Raw genomic sequence first — 20,310 nt, forward strand, 5'->3', positions numbered from 1 at the left:
CATGGTCGAGCGATCGAAGCGGAACACGGACGGCGCACCTGTGGGGCGGCGGGCGATGCTGGGGATGCTCGCCGCGGGTGCCGCCGGCCTGGCCTCCGCTCCCTATCTGCAGCGTGGGTGGGAGGGGTTCCTGGGAGCCGCCTCGCAGGTCGACGCGACCGGGCTGACCGGCCTGCTCCCCAACCCGGGCGGCTTCCGCTACTACAGCGTGGTCGGTTCGGTGCCGCACAAGGACGCGACGAACTACGAGCTGCGGATCGACGGCCTGGTCGACCGGCCGGGAACCTACACGCTCTCCGAACTGCGGCGGATGAGTCAGACGCGCGTCGTCGCCGACGTCCAGTGCACCGACGGGTGGCGCGTGGACGACACACCCTTCGAAGGTGTGAGGCTCGCGGACCTTCTTGCCGCCGCAGGAGTGCGCTCCGAAGGCGCCGCCGTCCGGTTCTCCTGCTTCGACGGCGCCTACACCGAGAGCCTCACCCTGGAGCAGGCGCGTCGCTCGGATGTCCTGGTGGCACTCACCATGCAGGACAAGCCCATCACGCATGAGCATGGGGGACCGGTGCGTCTCTTCGTGGCTCCCATGTACTTCTACAAGTCGGCCAAGTGGCTGTCCGGCATCACGGTCACCGACAGGGTCGTCCCCGGTTTCTGGGAGGAACGCGGATATGCGGTCGACGGCTGGCTCGACGACGCCGACCGGGACGATGAAGCGGCCTGAAGGGCCCGGGAGGGTCCGCCGGTTCACCCCCGCCGAACGGATGGTCCACCGCGCGACCGGCTGGCTCATGCTGTTGGTCCTGGTCACAGCAGCCTGTCTGTACTTCGGCCCGCTGGCCCAACTCGTCGGCCGCCGCCATCTGGTGGCCGCCGTGCACGAGTGGTCGGGCATCTGCCTGCCGGTTCCCTTCCTCCTGGGTCTGCTCTCCAGGGAGTTCCGGGCCGACCTGCGCAGACTGAACCGCTTCGCGGTCTACGACCGCCAGTGGCTGCGGGCCGTCCGCCGACGGCGGAAGGCACCCGAGGCGCGCCCGGCCGGCAAGTTCAACGCGGGCCAGAAGATCTACGCGGGGTGGATCGCAGGTGCCGTGCTGGTCATGATGTTCACCGGTCTGCTCATGTGGTTCCTGGGCTTCCTGCCGGCCGTCTCCCGCACCAGTGCCATCTTCGTCCACGACTGCCTCGCCTGGGCGATCGCCGCTGTCCTGATCGGGCACATGCGCAAGGCGTACCAGGACCCCGAGGCCAGACGCGGGATGCGCACGGGGTTCGTCAGCAGGTCCTGGGCGGCGCGGCACCACTCCCGGTGGCTGCGGGAGGACCCGAACCGGGACGGAACGCCGGTCTCGAGTCCGGGACAGCACGCAGTCGGCCATCCGGATGCGGCGGGTCCGCTGCCGGAAGGCGATCGCGGTGCCGGGTGAACCACGGTGGTGTGCGCTGGAAGACGGTGAGTGCCGCGACCCGGTCGACGGCGGCCGCGCAGATCAGGCACCGGGGACGGCGCTCGCCGGTCGAGGTGGTCACCTCCCGGCGGGCGTCCGCTCCGATCCACCGGGCGCCGGTGACCTTCCGGCCGAACCGTACCCGGTCGACGAGCCGACGGCGCCGGGTCACGTCCCGCAGGTGGTCCAGGATCTCCGGATGACCGGTGAACAGCCGGCTCCGGTCGGGGTTCCGGTCGAAGGAGTACGAGTACAGGGGGAGCGGGCGGGCATCGCCCTGCGAAGAAGTGCGGCGGACCTCGTGAGTGGTGCTCCTACGCGCCGTGTTGTCCGGCTTCGGATCGGTCGTCGAGGTGGTCGACGTCGACGACGGCCTGGGCGAAGGCGGTGGGGGCCTCCTGCGGCAGGTTGTGGCCGATGCCGGCGAGCGTGCGGTGGGCGTACTCGCCGGTGAAGCGGTCGCGGTAGGAGGCCCCGTTGCCCGGCGCGGTGAACGGGTCGCGTTCGGGGTCGATCGTTATCGTCGGCACGGTGATGACGGGGCGCGTGGCGAGCACCTTCTCGTAGCGGTCGTACCTGCGTTCGCCGTCGGCGAGCCCCAGGCGCCAGCGGTAGTTGTGGATCACGATGGCCGCGTAGTCGGGGTTCTGGAACGCGGCGGCCGTCCGCTCGAACGTGGCGTCGGAGAAGTGCCAGGTCGGAGAGACGGTGTCCCAGACGAGACGGCACAGATCGTTCCGGTACTTCTTGTTCTCCATGGCGAGACGCCCTCGCTCGGTGCTGAAGTAGTACTGGTACCACCAGGTGTACTCGGCCTTCGGGGGCAGGGGCTTCTTCTGCGCCTCGACGTTGGTGATGAGATATCCGCTCACGGACACCAGTCCCTTGACGCGCTCCGGCCACAGGGCCGCGATGATGTCGGCGGTGCGTGAGCCCCAGTCGAATCCGGCGAGAAGGGCTCTGTGGATGTGCAGGGTGTCCATCAGCGCGACGATGTCGAGCGCAACCGCCGACTGCTGGGCGTTGCGGAACGTCTTGGCCGAGAGGAACCGCGTGCTCCCGTGGCCGCGCAGGTAGGGGACGATGACCCGGTACCCCTGCGCCGCGAGCAGCGGCGCGACGTCGACGAAGCTGTGGATGTCGTAGGGCCAGCCGTGCAGGCAGATGACGACGGGTCCGTGCGCGGGGCCCGCCTCGGCGTAACCGATGTCCAGCACGCCCGCCCGCGCATGCTTCAGCGTGGGGAAGGAGGTGTGGGCGCCCGGGGCCACCGGGGGAACGCTGGGGACCGGGGTGCCACTCCCGGAGGGGTCGGGGGCCGCGCCCCCCGCGTGTGCCCGGAGTCCGGCCAGTGAGGCCGCGGCCGCGCCGGTACCGACGCCGGCGGCTCTGTTGAAAGTACGCCTGGTGATTATGGGAAACTCCTCCGTCATGTGACTGCGGAAGGCGGATGCGGTGGTCGCAGACGCTCCCGTCAGGCAATTCCGGATCACCGCACCCGATGGCGCGGTGACTGTCCATAGTCGACGTCATGGTTCAGACAAGTGATCTATTACCACCTGATTCGGCATATACGGCATTCTGGTCGTCATGCTGTGGCCGTCGGCCTGACGCACTGTCCGGCGGCGGACGCCGCAGATCGAACCCAGGTGTTGAAGCCGGGACGGGCCGGCCGAGCGACCTCGGTCCGCCGGGGCAGGGCGACGACACCCGTCGGCCGACGACGCACCGACGGGTGTCACGGGCCTCGCCGTTCGGCGGCAGCTACTTTCCTGCGCGCTGCTGCTTGCGCAGTGACGAGAACGCGGCGCGGAGTTCGTCCGTGAAGATGTCCGGGGCTTCCCAGGCCGCGAAGTGGCCGCCGCTGCGTGCCTTGTGGAAGTAGAAGAGGTCGTGGTAGGCGCGTGACGCCCAACTGCGCGGGGCCTGGTAGATTTCGCCGGGGAACACCGTGATGGCGGCCGGGAGGGACACCGAGACGGCGTTGAAGTTGTTGGCGTTGTTCTCCCAGTAGAGCCGAGACGAGGAGACCGCTGTGTTCGTCACCCAGTAGAGGGTGATGTCGTCGAGCATCTCGTCCTTGGTGAGCACACGCTCGGGATGGCCGCCACTGTACGTCCATGCCGCGAATTTGTCGTACATCCAGGCGGCCAGTCCGGCGGGCGAGTCCGTCAGTCCGTACCCCTCGGTCTGAGGGCGGGTGACCATCATGGCCGAGTAGCCGGATCCGGTCTTGTAGAAATCGGCGAGCTTGTTGTAGGCCGCCTTTTCGTCGGGACCGAGACCGGCCGGTACCGGGTCGCCGCAGGCGAGTTTCTCCGCGATGTCCGGAGGCACGGTGGCCGGGAAGTTGACGTGGATCCCGAGAAGTCCCGGAGGCCGCTGTACGGCCATCTTGTCCGATATCACGGCACCCCAGTCGCCGCCCTGGGAGACGTAGTGCTTGTACCCCAGGCGGTCCATCAGCACGGCCCAGGCCCGGGCGATGCGGTCCGGGTTCCATCCGGTGGTCGTCGGCCGCTCCGAGAATCCGTAGCCGGGCATCGACGGGATGACGAGGTGGAAGGCGTCCTCGGCGCGGCCTCCGTGGGCCGTGGGGTCGCTGAGCGGCCCGATGACCTTCAGGAACTCCAGGACGGAGCCGGGCCAGCCGTGGGTCAGGATGATCGGCAGGGCGTTCGGGTGGCGGGAGGGAACGTGGATGAAATGTATGTCCAGGCCGTCGATCTCGGTCAGGTACTGCGGCAGGGCGTTGAGCGCCTCCTCGATGTTCCGCCAGTTGTACTTCGTGCCCCAGTACTGGGCGAGTTCCTTCATCCTGGCGAGCTGGACGCCTTGGGAGCTGTCCTGGACCGTTTCTCGGTCGGGCCAGCGCGTCGCCATGATCCGGCGGCGCAGATCTGTCAGATCCTGCTGTGGGATGTTGACGCGGAAGGGACGGATGCTCTGCCGCTCACTCGCCGAGACCGGCTTGCCTGCATATTCCCAGAAACGCGGTCCGAGAGTCCCGGTCGCCGCCACGGTCAAAGTGGTGGCCGATGCGGCGAGGAAATTTCTGCGGGAGTACGGGCGGAGAAATTCAGGCATCACAGATCTCCCTGCATTCAAGCCTTGATCCGGAGACGCGGAGTGCGCGGAGAAAACGCCTGCTCGACGAGTTCCCTCCTCATCGGCGAGCTTTCCACTCATTGGCGCGAACTGAATTCTGCGCACACCGAGTCGCTGCATGGCAGGTGAACCGACTCGAGCTCGGCTTCGAGCGTGTAGTCGCGTGACATCGAGGCGCTCACGCGACCCGACTGGCTTATTACTGTCCGTAACGCTAACTTGCCCTGTGTGAGGACGCAACTCGGACGAGGGTCGACACGGCACCGAGGGTGCGGGCGCCGGTGGACGACGACGACCTCCGTGACGACGAGCGGACCCCGACGTCTGCGGCATGTGGCAGGCCGACTCCGAGGTTCACACCTCAGGCCGGTCGGCACGACACATATGAAGGTGTGACCCGGCCCGAAGGTGAATCGCGCCGCCTCCGCGGTCGGCGGGTGTGTGCCGCCCGCCGGTCGCACAAGTGTTCATCTGTATCCCGCGCTCGGATCCTGACGGTTCGCTGAGCAGCAGCATGATGAGGTGCGCGATCGCAGCCATCGTCGTGTGGACGTACGTCGGCCGCCCCGGGCCGGGAAGTAGAGTGACGGCCGTGCTCGTCCCGCAGTAGCACGGTACGTTCCTCCCCGAGGAAGACACGTCCCTGTGGTACCCGGGCGGTGCGCCTGTCGTCCAGCACGTCCCTCCCTTCCCGTGTCTCTTGTGTCGTATTGCGGACGAGTACCTTCGTTGGAGAATTCATGAGCGCCAAGGCCTCCCTTTCCACATGGCCGACACCGATGGAACCCATGCCTCGCCTGGCGGCAGCGCTCGGCCTGAACGGTGGTGAACTCTGGGTCAAGCGGGACGATCTGACCGGTCTCGGCGGTGGGGGAAACAAGGTACGGAAGCTGGAATGGACGGTGGGGCAGGCCCTCGCCGCCGGAGCGGACACGCTGGTCACGACCGGTGCGGCGCAGAGCAATCATGCCCGTCTGACCGCGGCCGCCGGCGCGCGCCTGGGGATGAACGTGGTCCTGGTGTTCCCCGGGACGCCCGACAGCGCGGCGGCCGGCTCCGGAAACCTCGTGCTCGACAGCCTTTTCGGGGCCACCGTCCACTGGTCCGGCGAGACGGACCCCAGTGCCATGGGCGCTGTCGCATCGGACGTGTGCGAGCAGCTTCGCGGGAGCGGTGCGCGCCCCTACGCGATTCCCTTCGGCGGGTCGAGCCCCCTGGGTGCGCGAGGGTATGTCGAAGGCGGCGACGAGATCCGTTCGCAACTGCCCGAAGTGGACCACGTGGTCGTGGCGCTCGGCTCCGGCGGCACCATGGCCGGGCTCGTCGGCGCCCTCGGCGAGGAACGTGTGCTCGGCGTCGACTGCGGGGCTGTGGCGGAACCGGCCGAGGTGGTCGCCGCGCTGGCCGCCGAGGTCACCGGCCGCAGCGTCACGGCCTCGTCGCTGCGCGTCCGCCTCGACCAGGTCGGCCCTGGCTACGGAGTGCTGCACGAGCCCGTCATGGAAGCTCTGAACGCGACTGCGCGAGCGGAGGGCATCGTCCTGGATCCCACTTACAGCGGGCGGGCCATGGCGGGCCTGATGGCCGCCGTGCGTGACGGCGAGATCCGGCCGGACCAGCGCACCGTGTTCCTTCACACCGGCGGGCTTCCCGGGCTCTTCGGGCACACGCAGACGGTTCGGCGCAGCGTGGCCGCGCTCCGTTCGTTCCCCTCCAGTTGATCTTGAGGAGTGTCGGTGTGCTGGGTGGGCGGGCCGGACGGGCCGGCCTGTCCGCCGAACGCGCACCCGATCGTCTCCGGCAGCGCCGTTCGTGACGGCTTCGTCCGACGATCCCTGCGCAGACGCGCAGCTCCCCCTTCTCGTGTCGTGCGACGCCTGCCGTACGTCCGAGTGCCGCATGCCACAGACGTGAACCCGCCGGCCGGACAAGCCCGTTCTGCGAAGTGCAGGTTGATGCCTGGCGCTGGGGGTGGTCCCGGCCGCGGCCGGGACCACCCCCGCAGCGGGCAGCGTGGCGCCCAGCGCCATGGCGCGCGCCGCGGGAAGGGGTTGTGTCGTCTCTGCGGGTATGCGGGCCTGAGACATGTGCTTTGAGGCGGCATGTAACTGAGGCGCTTGGTTTTCACACGTGCAGGAGCCTGAAAGGAGTCATGTTTTCTGTAACGACTTTGGTCCTGCTCGCGTGAGCGCAGGTGGTGAGGGGCCCTGTCCGGTCGTGATGTGGATCCTCCGAGCGGGGAGCCGAAGCCCACCTTACTCAGAGATGTGTGATCGGCACATCTCCGTAACCCCCTTGACTGGTGACGCTCGGGTGATGCAATGTGGGGCTGCCGGCGCCGGACGGGCCGGTTCGCTACGGCGGAAGGAAGTCACCGTGGACACTCACCCTGAGTCGGACGCGGCAGCGGCGGCGGTACGGCATGCGCGATTCGGCAAGCTGCCGGAGCGCATCCAGTTTCACCAGATGGTCGAGGAAGAGACGGCCGGGCCGAACGGTGGGGCCGCCAACGCCTACAACCCCGAAGGCTCGTGGAACCACTTCTCGTGCCTCGCGCTCGACCTGGGCCTATGAGTCCCCGAGCGCAGGTGCGTGACCATGGGTGAGACCGGACACGCGGAGCTGTGCCTGGCAATCCAGCAAAGCAGTGGGTGCACGAGGCTCAACGACTCCCTCGACGCGTCAACATTGCGGATGTGACGCGGACCGTGTAACGGCTGGTCGTATGTGCTGTTTGCCGGCACACATAACCTCGCCCCGTCGATTATCCCGGTCCGCAGGAGGGCGTGACCGTCATCTGCAAGGGCAGCGGCGCGTTCGTGCTGTTCGAGGAAGGCGCCGTGGACCAGGTCGTGCCGCCTGCCGGGCGGGAGATCGACTTCGGGCAGATCCTGTGCTCGACCTGCGGGACGGCAAGGTGATCCGGCACGGGGGCGGTGCGTGACGACGTCACGATGCTTGATCAGCTCGGGGTCTTTCCGCCGGAGCCGGTAGCCGGGATACGCATGCTTGCCCGGCGGGCCGGCCGACGAGCGGCCAAGGCGGCGGCAGAGGCGGCGACGAAGGCGCCCCGAGCCGCCCAGGAGGCCGCGACCATGCTGCATCCGCGCACGGTGTGCACCGTTTCGCGTCCGGACCCCCGTGTCAGAGCGAGGGGCGCGCGTCGGCACGGTGCGCCTCACGGCAGGGGCGCCGCCGCAGGACATCACTGTGGCGCTATGCGCTCCAGCACTTCCACGGCTGCGCCGACGTCACAGCCGTCCAGACGCGAAAAGACGTGGCGCCGCATGCTCGCGAGGTTGGTGGGCCAAGCCTGCTCCAGCTGCGTCAGCCCGGCGTCCGTCAGGACGGCGAGCCACGCACGTCTGTCGTCGGGCGCCTTCTCCCGCAGGACCAGCGACTGCGACTCGAGCCGGTTGACAACTCGGGTCATCCCGCTCAATGAGAGCCCGCACAGGTTGGCGAGTTCACTCATCCGCATCCGGTTGCGCGTCACCTCGGAGAGGTGCACCAAAACCATGTACTCGGTGCCGGAAATCGGATGTTCGTCGAGCATGTCCGCGTCGATCAGGCGCGGCAGAAGAGTCATCACTCTGCCGAGTGCTCGCAGGAAGGCCTCCTCGTCACGATTCAGAGGCTTGATATGCGTCACGTCTGCCATGGCCACAGTGTAAGTGGCTCAACACGGATACGGACGAGGCCTGTTCGCTGCTCTCCGGTTCGCGCCCGGAACACGAAAATGACGGTTGGGAGCAGTTCGCCGCAGATCGGGACGAGATCGAGCCGTGCGACAGCCACGAAAGGCGATACGCCGACTTGTAATTGCGTTGCAAACCAAAACATTCGTACGGAGTGTGTGGTCACCCGAATCCGACGTGCCCCGCCCGGTCCGCCCGACGGGGCACCTCTTCGTCGCGCACAAAGATCGACCATGTCCGGTCAGTCGGCTTCCTCCCCCGTGCTGGAGGCGTTTGGCTCCGCGGGCTGGACGAGGGTGTACCTCACCGATCGCTGCTGCTTGTGACGCTGAACGCGGCCCTTGGCGACCAGGGACTCGATGGTGTTCCGCACGACCTGAGGTGTCGGCGCACGGTCCGGGTACTTCTCCAGGATCTCGTCCCGCAGCTCCTTCGCCGGACGAGGTTCCGTGTGGGCCCCGAGCAGATCCATCAGGACGTCTCCGAGCAGAGGCCGGCGCGACTTCCCCTTCGCGCCGGACTGCGTCGTGCTCGTGCGTCGGGTCGCCTGCGAGGGCGTCCGGCGTGATGTTCCTGTCGACACAGGAGACGTGTTTTCACGTGTTTGTGTTCCATGCCCGAGTACGGGCCCGCTCTGCGTCTGCTCAGGCGGCGGCGACGCGTCCGCCAAGCCCTCGTAGCGTTCGGCGAGGGTCAGGATGTCGACCAGGAGTGCTTCCTCCTGCTTCAACACCGTGATCTTCTGGGTCAGTTCATGTTGCCGACGGCGATTTGCCTCAAGATCCGACGCGGCTTGTTCCACGTACCGCGATCGGAGCGAGGGGGCTGATTGGCTGGTCACAACCGTTCGCTCCTTCTCATCAATGACGCTGCGCATGCTACCCAGACCTATGTATGAGGCGCGTGGCCCCTACTGGACAGTAGCCTGGGCATGTGACGACGCCGACCGGCGAGGTGCTCGCAGGTGCTCGGGAGCCATGTTCCAGTCTCGGTTCTCTTTCCCGCGGCAGGAAGTGTGAGGAGTCGGGACCGGATACGGTCCGTGGTGAGCGTGCGGTCACCTCTCTCATCCGACGGGCCGTGCACACGTGCAGTACTCACACCTGGATCGTTCCCGTCACCGCGTCCCCCCGCGACGCTCTCCGTCACCCCGACTGCGGACGCGCCGGCAAGCGGGCGGTTACCGGGCCCCCTTGACATGCCGATGCGGTGTGCTGTCGGGACTCGTACGGTGGAACGAGAAACAGCTGGTCACCGAATGCCGTGGTCGCGCACAGGGGCGGGGGAGCGCGTCCCACCGCCGGTGGGCGGTGTGCCGAGACCCGTGGACAGGCGGGGGGCGCCGGAAACCGAGGTGCCATGACGATGCGGGCAAAGCCTGGCGGAACACGGGCCGTTCCCCAGGCGGAGTTCACACTGCGGGTCAACGACATGGCCGAGGGCCGGACCGGAACGCCCGAGGAGATCCGTGAGTACATGAGCGGAGACATCTGCCGCTGCGGGGCATACGAGAACACCGTCGCCGCGATATCCCCGAGGAGCCCGTCCATGTGACGGCGCCCTTCGCCGGAGGAGGATTCGGAGCCGGTCTGCGGGTGTGGTCGCACGTCGTCCTGGCGGTGCCGACCGCCCGGGTGACCGGACGCCCGGTCCAACTCACCCTGACCCGGCCGCAGATGTTCACCGCCTGCGGCCACCGGCCCAAGGGCCGGCAACGGATACGGCTCGGCGCTGCGCGCGACGGCCACGGCGTCCTGTCTCCTACGAGGCCACCGCCGTGGACGACGGGGAGGTGGTGCGGCCCTACGGTGAACACCCGCTCGGCCTCATCATGTACACCGCCGACGAGTACATGCCCGCCCAGATCACGCCCCCGGACCGGCCGCTGTTCGCGGAGGGGCGGCAGGAGTACGGAACTGAGCAGGAGCCGGCCGAAGCGGTCCGCCACTACCTGGCCCGCACCGGCACCTTCCGGGTCCCGGACGGCAACAGCGTCGTACACGAGGTCACCCTGTGCCTGTACCCGAACTGGATGGGCGACGGGCAGACCAGGGTGGCGCGACTGGACGGGAGCACGCTCGAACTGGAGCCACCCGAGCCCCTGAGCGTCCAGGGCAGACCGCGCACGGGCGTGCTGACCTGGGAGCGCGCCGAGCCGCACTGACCCGGCGAGAAGCCGGCGCCCGACTCCCGGCCCGGCAGGTGACGGGCGGTCCTCCGGACCAGGTCCGTTGCCGCCATGCCGAATCCGAGCCCGTGGCGCGCCGGTCGCCTCTCGTGCCGCGCAAGGTGGCCGGGTTCGTATCCACGCTCCCGCAGCCGGTTGAGGATCTTGAGACCGTTGCAGGCCGGCCGGTGCCTGTCGGTGACAGCCCCCCACGGGGCGTCGTCGCCGAGGGCTTTGCGGGCCGGCTCCCGCAACGCCTGCCGGTCCTCCTCCATCGCCCGCCTCCCTGCATCCGTTGCCTTGTAGACCCGCCTCGTGCGCCCGCCGGCCATGGGCTGCTCGGAGCTGAGCGGTCCGCCGGTCTTCAGCCGGTGCGGCGTCGGACACGGCGTGGCCGGGCTGCGCACACGATGTGACCGCCACGGCGCGCTTCGCCAATCCGTCGCCGGTCGCCGCCTAGGGTGTCCGACGCCGGACGTGGGGGACTAAAACGCCTATGACGGGGCGAACTGACTCGGAGCAGGAGCCGATGACCACCGTTGAACAACAGCCGGACCGGACCTCCGTGGTGACCGCCGAACCCGCCACCACCGCCGGGCCACGACCACCGGGCCGGCTCCGACGCATCGCCGGGCCGATCGCCCGTGCCGTCCGGCCCTTCGACATCACCGTCGTCGCGTTTTTCCTCCTCGCCGCCCAACTCCTCTACATGAACCTGTGGGCCGACCTGGCCCACCAGTACCTGACCGACTCGGGAGGGGACCAGAACCAGGCCGAGTGGTTCATCGCGATGGCCGCCGAGAACGTCGCGCACCTCCACAACCCGTTCTTCACCACCGTCCAGGGGTTCCCCGACGGGGTGAACCTGATGGCCAACACCGTCATGCTCGGCCTGACCGTGCCGCTCACACCGATCACGCTGGCGTTCGGGCCGACCGCGACCTACGCGCTCCTGCTGACTTACGGCCTCGCGGCGACGGGCATCGCGTGGTACTGGGTGCTGCGCCGGTGGTCGGTGCGCAGCCGTCCCGCGGCCGCGGTCGGCGCGGCAGTCGCCGCCTTCGCCCCGCCGGTGATCAGTCACGGCAACGCCCACCTCAACTTCACGGCGCTCTTCATGATCCCGCTGATCGTCGACCGGGTGCTCCGTCTGTGCCGGGGCGACCGGGTCGTACGGGACGGAGCGTTGCTCGGTCTGTTCACCGTCTATCAGATCTGCATCGGCGAGGAGGTGCTGCTGATCGCCGCGGTGGGGATGCTGCTGTTCGCCATCGCGTACGCCCTCGCGGACCGCGGTCGCGTGCGGGACGCCGCGAAGTCCCTTCGCAAGGGTCTGCCGATCGCGCTCGCCGTGTCCCTGCCGCTGGTCGCAGGGCCCTTGTACTTCCAGTTCTTCGGACCGGGCAGCTACACGGACGTGCCGCACGGCCCCGTCGTCAACAGCCCGCTCTCCTTCCTGCAGTTCTCCGGACGAGCGCTGGCCGGCGACCAGGCGATCGCGGACCGGTTCGCCGTGAACCGCCTCGAACAGAACGCCTTCTACGGCTGGCCGCTCGCCGCGCTCGCCCTCGCGATCGCCGTCCGCCTGTGGCGGCGGCCGCTGGTGAAGGCACTGGTGTGCACCGCGATCGGTGGGGCAGTGCTCTCCATGGGGTCACGCATCGAGATCCCCGGCACCGGCGTCGTCGTGTCCGGACCGTGGCGGCCGATCGCCGAGCTGCCCTTGTTCGGGTCGGTCATCGAGAGCCGGTTCGGCATGGTCTGCGGACCCGTGCTGGGTGTGCTCGTGGCGCTGGCGGTGGACCGCCTCGCGGCCACGTCCGATCTCCGGCTGAAGACGTGGGGGCTCGCCGCCGTCGCCGCGGCCCTGCTGCCGATCGTGCCCACCCCGTTCCCCACGAACGTCCGGCCGCCCGTGCCCGACTTCATCGCCCACGGGACATGGCGCCAGTACGTCGGCGAGGGCCAGACCCTCGTGCCCGTACCGCTCGCCCACGCCTACACCACCGAGTCGCAGCACTGGCAGTCCGCGACCCGGATGGCCTTCACCATGCCGGGCGGTTACTTCATGGCGCCCAACGGCCCCGAACACACCGGTGGTTACAATCCGGACCCCCGCCCCACCTACCGGCTGCTCGGGTCCGTGTACACGAGCGGGGAAGTCCCGGAGATCGGCCCGCAGCAGAAGGCCGAAGCCGAGGAGGACCTGACGTACTGGAAGGCGGGGGTCGTCGTGCTCGCGCCCGGGTTCAACGCTCCGCCTCTCTACGAGACCCTGAAACAGCTCCTGGGCCGGGACGGCACGCAGGTCGGCGGAGTCTGGGTGTGGGACGTGGACTACGGCACGTCCACCGCTCGGACCACGGAAGGCGAACGGCCCGGTACCGCCTGAACGGCCGGCACCGCCTGCAAAGGGCCCGGCTCCGGCCGAATGCCGCACCCCTGCCGGGAACGTCGGGGGCGTGCCTCAGCGTGCGAGCGCGCCGCACATGCGGGTGCGGTACTGCCTGCTTCGAACTCGACACCAGCGAGGTGGAGCCCGCGCCCGTCGGCCCCGGCAGCGTCGTGGCGCCCGAAGCGCAGAGGGTCATGGAGGCCGGCGAGGGCCCCGGTGAGGTCCTGGTCTTCACGCGGAGTGGCTACCTGGCGTGGCTGGAAGCCTGCTCATGGAGCGACGACATCGAGGTGACACTGTCCGCCGCGCGACACCGGCTGCGGCCCCGCCCTTGACCCCGACCCGGCGAGCGTCCAGCGGTCTCCGATCGTCACGACACCACGAGCCGACCGACATCACGCGTTCAAGTTCAACAGGCCGTCGTCACAGAGCGTCTGGAGTCACTGCCATGTCCCATCACCTTGATTCCCCCGCGGCCCGGGCCGACGCCCGGCTGAACATCTCCGACACGTACGTGTTCCGAGGCGAACACGGCACGGTCTTCGTGATGAACGTGTCCTCCGATGCCGCGGGCCGGGAGACGCAGAGCGGCTTCCATCCCGAAGCGCGATACGAGTTCAAGATCGACAGTACCGGTGACGCCGTCGAGGACCTGGCTTACCGCTTCAGTTTTGCGGCGCCTGACACGGACGGGGCGCAAACGCTGAAGCTGCGCAGGCTCGTCGGCGCGGACGCGGCCGACGACGCGGCGGACGGCGCGGTGCTGCTCACAGGCACGACGGGGCACGCTCTTGGTACCGACGGGAACCTGCGGGTGTGGACCGGCCGCGTCGGCGACCCGTTCTGGATGAACCCTGGCGTGGTGCAGGCGGTCGGCCGAGCCTTCCGGCACGGCACGGACGTCGACGTACCCGCCCCGGACGGTTCACCGGTGAGGAGCCTCTTCTCGGGACTGAAGGTGCGATCGATCGTCCTGGAGGTACCGGACGCCGATCTGCTGCCCTTCACGCGTGGTGAGGAGATCGGCGTGTGGGGGGTCACCACGCTGGCCACCGACGCCGGCGGCTGGCTCCGCATCAACAGGTGCGGGCTTCCGATGCTCTCTCCGATCTTCGTGCAGTTCGACGACGAACTCGCCGAGCGCTTGAACCGGACGGCCCCGGCGAACGACGTCGCCGCGTTCACCCAGGAGATCACCGATCGGGTTGCCGCGGTGGTCGGTGCGCGGGGCACCACTTCCGATCCGCGTGCCTACGGCCGAGCGGTCGCCGGACGCATTCTTCCGAACATCCTTCCCTACACCATCGGTACCCCTGCGGTGTTCGGTTTCGCGGGGTTCAACGGCCGGGCGCTCAACGACAACGCCGGCGAGGTCATGTTCTCCCTCGCCACCAACAGCGCACTGGGCATCGATCTGGGCAAGGACGCCGTCGATGCCCCGCCGACGCCGTTCTTCCCCTACCTCGCACCCGCCACCTGACCAACCGACGGTGCCCGAACGGGCATCGACGGCAGGACTTCGTCGGGTTCAGGTGCGCCGGCCGTCGGGATCGACGCGGGGGTAGCTCAGGCCGCGCCAAATGGACGCAGCGGGCCTGCACGTCGTCCCCGCGCCAGGGGAGGCAGCTCCGACCTCACCCTCGCCGACACCCAAGCTGTCCAGTCGCCCCGGCGCCCGCGGGGGTGACTCGACCCCGGTGGGTCTATCAGCTTCTCTGCCTTCGCGGCCATGCAGCCGAGCACCGTGTTCGGCGAGGAGGGCACGAACGGCGGGTTGTGGTGCTCGCCGGTCGCGATGAGTTGCCGTCAGGTGATGTGCTGCAGCAGCGCGGCGACCGCCGGCGGTGCCTCGCCGGGAGGTCGTACCACCATGATCTTCCAATTCGGGGCGTGCCGGTCGAACCGGTACTGGGGCAGATCGGGGAAGCGGTCCGCGATGGACTTGGGCATGATGCAGACGCCCAGGTCGTTGCGGACCAGTTCGGCTGCCGCGCCGATGTCGTTCACCTCGAACGTCGTGCCGTGGTCGACGCCTGCGGCCCGGAAGGCCCGGTCGACCGCGTAGCGGATGGCCCAGCCGGGTGTGAAGTCCACCAGCGGCAACCGGGCGATGTCGGCGAGCCGGACCTCGCCGTTCGGTGTCGCTCCGGCGAGCACCCGCCGGGGCGCCGCCAGCAGCACCATGTCCTCGCGGGAGAGCAGCCGGGTCGTGAGCCCGCGCTGCTGTTGGCGGTCGAGCGCCACCACGGCCAGATCCACCGTGCCCTCACGCAGCGCCTGCCGGATGTCGGCGACGGCCGCCTGTCGCAGGTGCACGACCACGCCGGGATGCTCCGCACGCAGCGCGGCCAAGGCGTGGTGGAGTCCCGCCCACACCCCCTGCATCGTGCCGACCGTCACCCGCCCGCGCAGCTGCCCTCGTACGGCATCGACGGCCTCCCGGGCCAGTTCGGCGGCGCGGAGCGTCGCGCGCGCGGCGGGGACGAACGCCTCGCCGGCCGGAGTGAGGGCGACGCGGTGCGTGGTGCGGTCGAACAAGGGCGTGCCCAGTTCGCGTTCGAGGGCGCGGACCGTGCCGGACACGGCGGACTGGACCACGTGCAGCCGTCGTGCCGCCGCAGTGAAGCCGCCCGTGTCCGCCACCGCGACGACGACCTCCATCTGCCGCAGATCCATCATCCGCTCCCTGCAAGCAGTGCTCCGTCCGGCGCGAAGGCGACGGGTCTCGATCCTGGCTGCATCGTATGCGGGCGATGGGGCGTCCTGCGTGTGCGCCGGTTCGTGCCCCGGCAGGTGCCCGGGTCACGCAGGACGGACCGGGGCCGCGGCCTTCCTCAGGCGCGGACCAGCGGCGTGTCGACCAGGTGCTCGGCCAGGAACCACGCCTGCCGTTCGCCGGTCCGGATCACCTGGGAGACCAGCAGGTCGATGGTGCCGTCATCCCCGAACTCGGCGGTCCGGGCGGTCGCGTCATGGGCGTCGACGAGGATCGTCTCGTGGGCCTCCAGCAGCCGGGAAAGCATGGCCGGCACCTCCTCCACGCCGTCCGGGGGACGCGGGATCGAGGTGATTTCGGCGACGTGCCGCGGGTCTCCCACCGCGACGCCGCCCAGGGACTGGACGCGTTCGGCGAGGGTGTCGATGATGTCGAGCTGTTCGCTCGCGTGCTTGTCCAGGACCAGATGCAGCTGGTAGAAGGTCGCACCGCGCATCAGCCAGTGATGCTTCTTGTAGAGGCCGTAGAGGATCTGCGTGTCCGCGAGGACCTGGTTCAGGCGCTGGCAGGAGTACATCCGCGCATCGTGGGTGAGGGCGATGGGGAACTGCTTGACGGTCCCGAACTTCTGGATCACTTCGCCCTTCTGGTGCAACCGGGGCTGGCTGCTGTGCGAGGTTGGCAATTCGGTGGTCATGGTCCGCCTCCTGCGGTGCCGTGCTGTGTGTACCCCGATGACGCTAGGTGCCCGGTCGGGGGGTGCCTTGTCCGGTAGCGCATGCGGTGGCGCCCACCAGCGCACTTCGCCGGTCCGTACGGGGGTGCGTGCCCAGCAAGATGATGATCCGGGCCGGGAACCTGCTCGCCGAGGCGGGGCGGGCGCCCGCCCTGGCCGGTGAAGCGGTCGTGACTCCGGACTGGGCCAGGGTCGCCGGACGGATCCGTGACGAGGCCACCGACGACTGGAACGACAAGGTGGCCGCAGACCGCTTCACGGCGAAAGGCGGGCGGCTCGTCCGGGGACGGGGCGCCTCGCCGGGCCGCGCCGTGTGACGGTCGGCGACCGCACCTTCGAGGCCCGGCGCGGTGTCGTGCTGGCCACCGGCACCCGGCCCCGGATCCCCCCGGTGCCGGGTCTGGAGGGAATGCCGTACTGGACCAACCGGGACGCCATGGCCGCCGAGGAACTACCGGCGTCCATGGTGGTGCTCGGCGGGGGCGCCACCGGCGTCGAACTCGCCCAGGTCTTCGCCCGCTTCAAGTGCGCGGTCACCGTGGTCGAGGGGCAGGCCCGACTGCTGTCGCAGGAGGAACCGGAAGCAGGGGAACTGGCCGCTCAGGTGCTGCGCGCGGACGGCGTCACCGTCCTCACGGGCAGAGCCCGGACCCGCCGCCGACTACCGGGCGCTGCCTCGCGTCACGTTCACCGATCCGGAGATCGGGGCCGTCGGCCTGACGGAGCGACAGGCGCGAGAGCAAGGGCTGCGCGTGCGCACCGGCGTGGTGACCGTCGCCTCCTCCACGCGCGGCTGGATCCACGGGCCGGGCGACGAGGGGTTCATCAAGCTCGTCGAGGACGCCGACCGGGGCGTGCTGATCGGGGGGACCTCGGCGGGGCCGATGGGCGGCGAGGTGCTGTACGGGCTGAACGTGGCCGTCCATGCCGAGGTGCCCGTCGACCGGCTTCGGAACATGATCTACACCTATCCCACCTTCCACCGGACCGTCGAGGCGACCCTGGGAGCCCTCCGCTGAGCCGCGCCTCGACCATGCGGGCGAACCCGGTCGCCGGGCATTGGCGCACCATGGGGGTTGAAGCCCTGACGAGCCGCACCGGTCCGCCACTTCCCTGGAGCTCTTCTTCGACCTGTGCTTCGTCGTGGCGGTGACGCAGTCGTCCGCGAGCCTGCACGGGACGCTGACGCGGGGGACTTCGCCGGTGGCGTGCTGCGCTTCGCGCTGGTCTTCTTCACCATCTGGTGGGCGTGGACGAACTTCAGATGGTTCGCGTCCGCCTAGGACCCGGACGACGTCACGTACCGACTGGCGGTGCTCGTGCAGATCACGGGGTCACTCGTCCTCGCCGCCGGTGTGCGCCGTGCGTTCGAGGACGGGGATCTGCGCGTCATCACGCTCGGGTACGTCGTGCTGCGTGCGGAGTTGGCCACACTGTGGCTGCGTGCCGCGCTGTCCGACTCCGTCAGACACAGGACCGCGCCACGCTTCGCCCCGGTGTGGCGATGTGCCAACTCGGGTGGGTGGAACTGCTGTTCGTGCCGGAATCGGTGCGGTTGCCCGGCATCGTGGTGCTGATGGTGGCCGAGGTGTCTGTTCCCGTGTGGGCGCAATCCGCGGGGATGATGCCCTGATCTCCGCGTCATATCGCCCAGTGCTACGAGCAGTTCACCCTCATCGTCGTCGGAGAGAGCCCGTCGCGGCCACCACCGTCGCCGTCCGTGGCGCCTTCGACCAGCATCACGGCACCGGTTCGCTGTACGCGCTGGCGGCGGACGGAGTACTTGTCGCCTACGCCATGTGGTGGCTGTACTGCGCCCGTCCTGCTCGCCACGACGCACCAGGCCCCACGGCAGGATCCCGGGTCGGGCCAAGACGAAAGGGCCGCGCGGACGGACCCCGTACAGGAAGTCCCTCCGCGCGGCCGCAATGCCGCCTGTCGTCTTGTCAGCCCGTCGTTCGCACCGCCGTACCGATCGGATCGGTCACCTCCTCGGGACGGGACGCAGGTGAGCGCGGTGCGCGGTGTCAGCCGGCGTGGAGCGCCGTGCGCAGGACGCCGGTGGCCAGCGTGATGGCGGCCTCGGCGGCATGGGTCCCGCGCAGCGCGTTGAGCATCACGAAGTCGTGGATGACGCCCTGGAAGCGCACGGCGGTGACCGGAACGCCGGCCTCGCGCAGCTTGTTGGCGTAGGCCTCGCCCTCGTCGCGGAGCACGTCGGCCTCGCCGGTGATGACCAGGGCCGGGGGCAGACCGGTGAGCTGCTCGGTGGTGGCGCGCAGCGGGGACGCGGTGATCTGGGCACGCTCGGCCTCGTCGGTCGTGTACTGGTCCCAGAACCACTGCATGCCGTCGCGGCGCAGGAAGTACCCGGTGGCGAACTGGTGGTAGGAGCCGGTGTCGAAGCTCGCGTCGGTCACCGGGTAGAACAGCACTTGCTGGACCAGCGGGATCCCGCCGCGTTCCTTGGCCATCAGGGTGAGCGCGGCGGCCATGTTGCCGCCCACGGAGTCGCCGGCCACGGCCAGCCGGGAGCCGTCCAGGTCCTTGGACGAGCCCTGCTCGACGACCCACTTGGCGACCGCGTAGTTCTGCTCGATGGCGACCGGGTAGCGGACCTCGGGGGACAGGTCGTACTCGGGGAAGACCACGGCGGCGCCCGCGCCGACGGCGAGCTCGCGCACCAGACGGTCGTGGGTGTGGGCGTTGCCGAACACCCAGCCCGCGCCGTGGATGTAGAGGATCACCGGCAGGACGCCCTCGGCGCCGGCAGGCTTGACGATGCGGGCCCGGACACTGCCCGTCGGACCACCGGAGACGGTGACCCACTCCTCGTCGACCGCGGGCTTCTCGACCTCGCCGGACTGCACCTCGTCGACCGCCTTGCGGCCTTCGGCCGGGGGCAGGTCGAAGAGGTAGGGCGGGTTGGCCGTGGCCTCGGCGAACGCGGCTGCGGCGGGCTCCAGGACCGGCTGGACCGGTGCGACGGCGTCGGACATGTGAATCTCCCGAGTCGATGTGGTGCGCCGGTCTTTCCGGCGAGGTGAGGCGGCTCCCGGCAGACGTAGAGGTCCGCGGAGTCGCCAATTGCGACGCTAGGGCCGTGCGGGCGGCGGGAATTGTCCACGAGCGCACCGGAGCTGTCCCGACAGCGCAGGGAAAGGCAGTGCGCTGTCGGAACGTATCCAGTGCACTGCTGGGATACACCGACGCTTTGGCTCGAAATGGCGTGACGGCACAGCAGTCGAGCGTCGCCGGGTCCGGGCCCTTTTCGGCGCACGGAGTTGTCGCTCGGAGAGCGGATCGGTCAAGGCTGGGGCGCGGTGGTTGTGCATCGCCGACATGACCGGCAACGTGGTGTTCTTGGGGCTCGCTCTGGTGGGTGCCGCGAACCTGTCCGCGCTCGCCTCCGTCGTCGCACTGGCGGCGTTCCTCGTCGACGCGCTCACCGGGGGCAGGCTCGGCACCCGGTTCGCGACGCACCGCGGGAACCTGCTGAAGTCGGCCACAGCCGTGCAGACGGTGCTGGTCGCGGTCACCGTGGCCGCCGCCGTGGTCACCGACGGCCTGGTGACCACCGGTGTCCGGTACACGCTGATCGTATTCCTCGGCCTCTCGTCCGACGACCCGGCCTGGACGAGGCCACGGTCCTGAGAGCAGGCGCCGCCTGCCCCGCGGGATGCACACCGGATATGCCTGAGCCCCCTGGTCACAGGGGGCTCAGGCATATCCGTGTCCCCGCTCAGGGACGCGGAATGTTGCGCAGATCGGCCCGGGCGATCCGCGCCGTCGGTCGGCTGAACGGGCCCGTTTCGCAGCCAGAGCGAACGGGCGGCCGAAAGACCTGCGGTTCGGGCGAGCCAGTGGGCGGTGCCCGGACGACCAAGGCCCGAGGGCGCTGAGGGAACATTTGATGCCGCGCTTGTCGCCCACGTTCCCGTTGGTTCATTCCTGACGAACCCGATGGAAGGGAACGGCAGATGAGGAAACGCAAGGCGAGGGTGCGGTCCTACCGGGGGTTACGTGGCCGACGGCTCCGGTG

21 protein-coding genes and 3 pseudogenes are annotated in these 20,310 nt (G+C 69.3%); 17 read left to right on the forward strand and 7 right to left on the reverse strand.

Translation table 11 applies throughout. The features are described 5' to 3' along the window. Window position 1: 1 nt before the first annotated feature. Both ACZ60B_RS23750 and ACZ60B_RS23755 read left to right on the forward strand, forming a co-directional pair. Entirely contained in the window at window positions 2-724 is a 723-nt protein-coding gene (locus ACZ60B_RS23750; RefSeq protein ID WP_469390062.1) for a molybdopterin-dependent oxidoreductase, read from the forward strand. After that, complete coding sequence (locus ACZ60B_RS23755; RefSeq protein ID WP_469390064.1) at window positions 672-1,427, forward strand: cytochrome b/b6 domain-containing protein; 756 nt, start codon at window positions 672-674, stop codon at window positions 1,425-1,427. The genes ACZ60B_RS23750 and ACZ60B_RS23755 overlap by 53 nt, the downstream gene beginning before the upstream one ends. A 335-nt stretch (window positions 1,428-1,762) precedes the next feature. Here the strand turns inward: ACZ60B_RS23755 and ACZ60B_RS23760 are convergent, their stop codons facing one another. Both ACZ60B_RS23760 and ACZ60B_RS23765 read right to left on the reverse strand, forming a co-directional pair. Further along, the gene (locus tag ACZ60B_RS23760) at window positions 1,763-2,863 is read right to left on the reverse strand and encodes an alpha/beta fold hydrolase (protein ID WP_469390201.1); all 1,101 of its coding nucleotides are present in this window, start codon (window positions 2,861-2,863) and stop codon (window positions 1,763-1,765) included. 349 nt (window positions 2,864-3,212) lie between these two features. Beyond that, window positions 3,213-4,535, reverse strand: coding sequence for an epoxide hydrolase family protein (locus tag ACZ60B_RS23765; protein ID WP_469390066.1), 1,323 nt, complete (start codon window positions 4,533-4,535; stop codon window positions 3,213-3,215). Between the two features lie 761 nt (window positions 4,536-5,296). On the opposite strand from ACZ60B_RS23765, the gene ACZ60B_RS23770 reads away from it, so the two are divergent. The 3 genes from ACZ60B_RS23770 to ACZ60B_RS23780 all read left to right on the forward strand — a co-directional run bounded on the left by ACZ60B_RS23770 (window position 5,297) and on the right by ACZ60B_RS23780 (window position 7,477). Then, complete coding sequence (locus tag ACZ60B_RS23770; RefSeq protein WP_469390069.1) at window positions 5,297-6,277, forward strand: D-cysteine desulfhydrase family protein; 981 nt, start codon at window positions 5,297-5,299, stop codon at window positions 6,275-6,277. Window positions 6,278-6,932: 655 nt separating this feature from the next. Continuing rightward, window positions 6,933-7,130, forward strand: coding sequence for a hypothetical protein (locus tag ACZ60B_RS23775; protein ID WP_375982038.1), 198 nt, complete (start codon window positions 6,933-6,935; stop codon window positions 7,128-7,130). Between the two features lie 212 nt (window positions 7,131-7,342). Then, on the forward strand, window positions 7,343-7,477 hold the full coding sequence (locus ACZ60B_RS23780) for a hypothetical protein (RefSeq protein ID WP_469390071.1): 135 nt from the start codon (window positions 7,343-7,345) through the stop codon (window positions 7,475-7,477). A gap of 284 nt (window positions 7,478-7,761) precedes the next feature. Here ACZ60B_RS23780 and ACZ60B_RS23785 read toward each other — a convergent pair whose 3' ends face one another. Together ACZ60B_RS23785 and ACZ60B_RS23790 are read right to left on the reverse strand one after the other, a co-directional pair. Then, complete coding sequence (locus tag ACZ60B_RS23785) at window positions 7,762-8,217, reverse strand: MarR family winged helix-turn-helix transcriptional regulator (protein WP_469390073.1); 456 nt, start codon at window positions 8,215-8,217, stop codon at window positions 7,762-7,764. Between the two features lie 278 nt (window positions 8,218-8,495). Continuing rightward, window positions 8,496-9,095 carry a hypothetical protein gene (locus ACZ60B_RS23790; protein ID WP_469390203.1) on the reverse strand — a complete coding sequence of 200 codons (600 nt, stop codon included), beginning with the start codon at window positions 9,093-9,095 and terminating at the stop codon, window positions 8,496-8,498. A gap of 524 nt (window positions 9,096-9,619) precedes the next feature. Here ACZ60B_RS23790 and ACZ60B_RS23795 point away from each other — a divergent pair. The 6 genes and pseudogenes from ACZ60B_RS23795 (at window position 9,620) to ACZ60B_RS23820 (ending at window position 14,296) form a co-directional block, all read left to right on the forward strand. Then, a complete protein-coding gene (locus ACZ60B_RS23795) occupies window positions 9,620-9,808 on the forward strand; it encodes a 2Fe-2S iron-sulfur cluster-binding protein (protein ID WP_469390075.1) in 189 nt (62 codons plus the stop codon). Continuing rightward, window positions 9,805-9,942 (forward strand): annotated as a pseudogene (locus ACZ60B_RS23800) (molybdopterin cofactor-binding domain-containing protein); the annotation flags it as partial. The gene ACZ60B_RS23795 and the pseudogene ACZ60B_RS23800, both read left to right, overlap by 4 nt. After that, a complete protein-coding gene (locus tag ACZ60B_RS23805) occupies window positions 9,942-10,418 on the forward strand; it encodes a lipocalin-like domain-containing protein (protein ID WP_469390205.1) in 477 nt (158 codons plus the stop codon). The pseudogene ACZ60B_RS23800 and the gene ACZ60B_RS23805, both read left to right, overlap by 1 nt. Before the next feature lie 532 nt (window positions 10,419-10,950). Then, window positions 10,951-12,813 (forward strand): glycosyltransferase family 2 protein, encoded by a 1,863-nt coding sequence (locus tag ACZ60B_RS23810; RefSeq protein WP_469390077.1) that lies wholly within the window; start codon window positions 10,951-10,953, stop codon window positions 12,811-12,813. 140 nt (window positions 12,814-12,953) lie between these two features. Continuing rightward, window positions 12,954-13,151, forward strand: a complete 198-nt coding sequence (locus ACZ60B_RS23815) for a hypothetical protein (RefSeq protein WP_469390079.1) — start codon at window positions 12,954-12,956, stop codon at window positions 13,149-13,151. After that, window positions 13,148-14,296 (forward strand): DUF4331 family protein, encoded by a 1,149-nt coding sequence (locus ACZ60B_RS23820; RefSeq protein ID WP_469390081.1) that lies wholly within the window; start codon window positions 13,148-13,150, stop codon window positions 14,294-14,296. Before ACZ60B_RS23815 ends, ACZ60B_RS23820 begins: the two co-directional genes overlap by 4 nt. A gap of 326 nt (window positions 14,297-14,622) precedes the next feature. On the opposite strand, the gene ACZ60B_RS23825 is transcribed toward ACZ60B_RS23820, so the two are convergent. Together ACZ60B_RS23825 and ACZ60B_RS23830 are read right to left on the reverse strand one after the other, a co-directional pair. Beyond that, the gene (locus tag ACZ60B_RS23825; RefSeq protein WP_469390083.1) at window positions 14,623-15,495 is read right to left on the reverse strand and encodes a LysR family transcriptional regulator; all 873 of its coding nucleotides are present in this window, start codon (window positions 15,493-15,495) and stop codon (window positions 14,623-14,625) included. 155 nt (window positions 15,496-15,650) lie between these two features. Beyond that, window positions 15,651-16,229, reverse strand: a complete 579-nt coding sequence (locus ACZ60B_RS23830; protein WP_469390086.1) for a Dps family protein — start codon at window positions 16,227-16,229, stop codon at window positions 15,651-15,653. A gap of 128 nt (window positions 16,230-16,357) precedes the next feature. Here ACZ60B_RS23830 and ACZ60B_RS23835 point away from each other — a divergent pair, with 128 nt between their 5' ends. The 5 genes and pseudogenes from ACZ60B_RS23835 to ACZ60B_RS23855 all read left to right on the forward strand — a co-directional run bounded on the left by ACZ60B_RS23835 (window position 16,358) and on the right by ACZ60B_RS23855 (window position 17,845). Then, a complete protein-coding gene (locus tag ACZ60B_RS23835; protein ID WP_469390088.1) occupies window positions 16,358-16,585 on the forward strand; it encodes a hypothetical protein in 228 nt (75 codons plus the stop codon). Further along, a pseudogene (locus ACZ60B_RS23840) lies at window positions 16,582-16,854 on the forward strand (FAD-dependent oxidoreductase); the annotation flags it as partial. The gene ACZ60B_RS23835 and the pseudogene ACZ60B_RS23840, both read left to right, overlap by 4 nt. Window positions 16,855-16,984: 130 nt before the next feature. Next, a complete protein-coding gene (locus ACZ60B_RS23845) occupies window positions 16,985-17,287 on the forward strand; it encodes a hypothetical protein (protein ID WP_469390207.1) in 303 nt (100 codons plus the stop codon). 94 nt (window positions 17,288-17,381) lie between these two features. Beyond that, window positions 17,382-17,447 (forward strand): annotated as a pseudogene (locus tag ACZ60B_RS23850) (hypothetical protein); the annotation flags it as partial. Between the two features lie 140 nt (window positions 17,448-17,587). Then, window positions 17,588-17,845 carry a low temperature requirement protein A gene (locus tag ACZ60B_RS23855; RefSeq protein ID WP_469390209.1) on the forward strand — a complete coding sequence of 86 codons (258 nt, stop codon included), beginning with the start codon at window positions 17,588-17,590 and terminating at the stop codon, window positions 17,843-17,845. Window positions 17,846-18,295: 450 nt separating this feature from the next. Here ACZ60B_RS23855 and ACZ60B_RS23860 read toward each other — a convergent pair whose 3' ends face one another. Then, window positions 18,296-19,267, reverse strand: a complete 972-nt coding sequence (locus tag ACZ60B_RS23860) for an alpha/beta hydrolase (RefSeq protein ID WP_469390090.1) — start codon at window positions 19,265-19,267, stop codon at window positions 18,296-18,298. 343 nt (window positions 19,268-19,610) lie between these two features. Between ACZ60B_RS23860 and ACZ60B_RS23865 the strand changes: the two genes are divergently transcribed. Beyond that, window positions 19,611-19,922 carry a DUF1275 family protein gene (locus ACZ60B_RS23865; RefSeq protein WP_469390092.1) on the forward strand — a complete coding sequence of 104 codons (312 nt, stop codon included), beginning with the start codon at window positions 19,611-19,613 and terminating at the stop codon, window positions 19,920-19,922. The last annotated feature ends 388 nt before the right edge of the window (window positions 19,923-20,310 follow it).

The organism is Streptomyces sp. NPDC104096 (assembly GCF_055584385.1).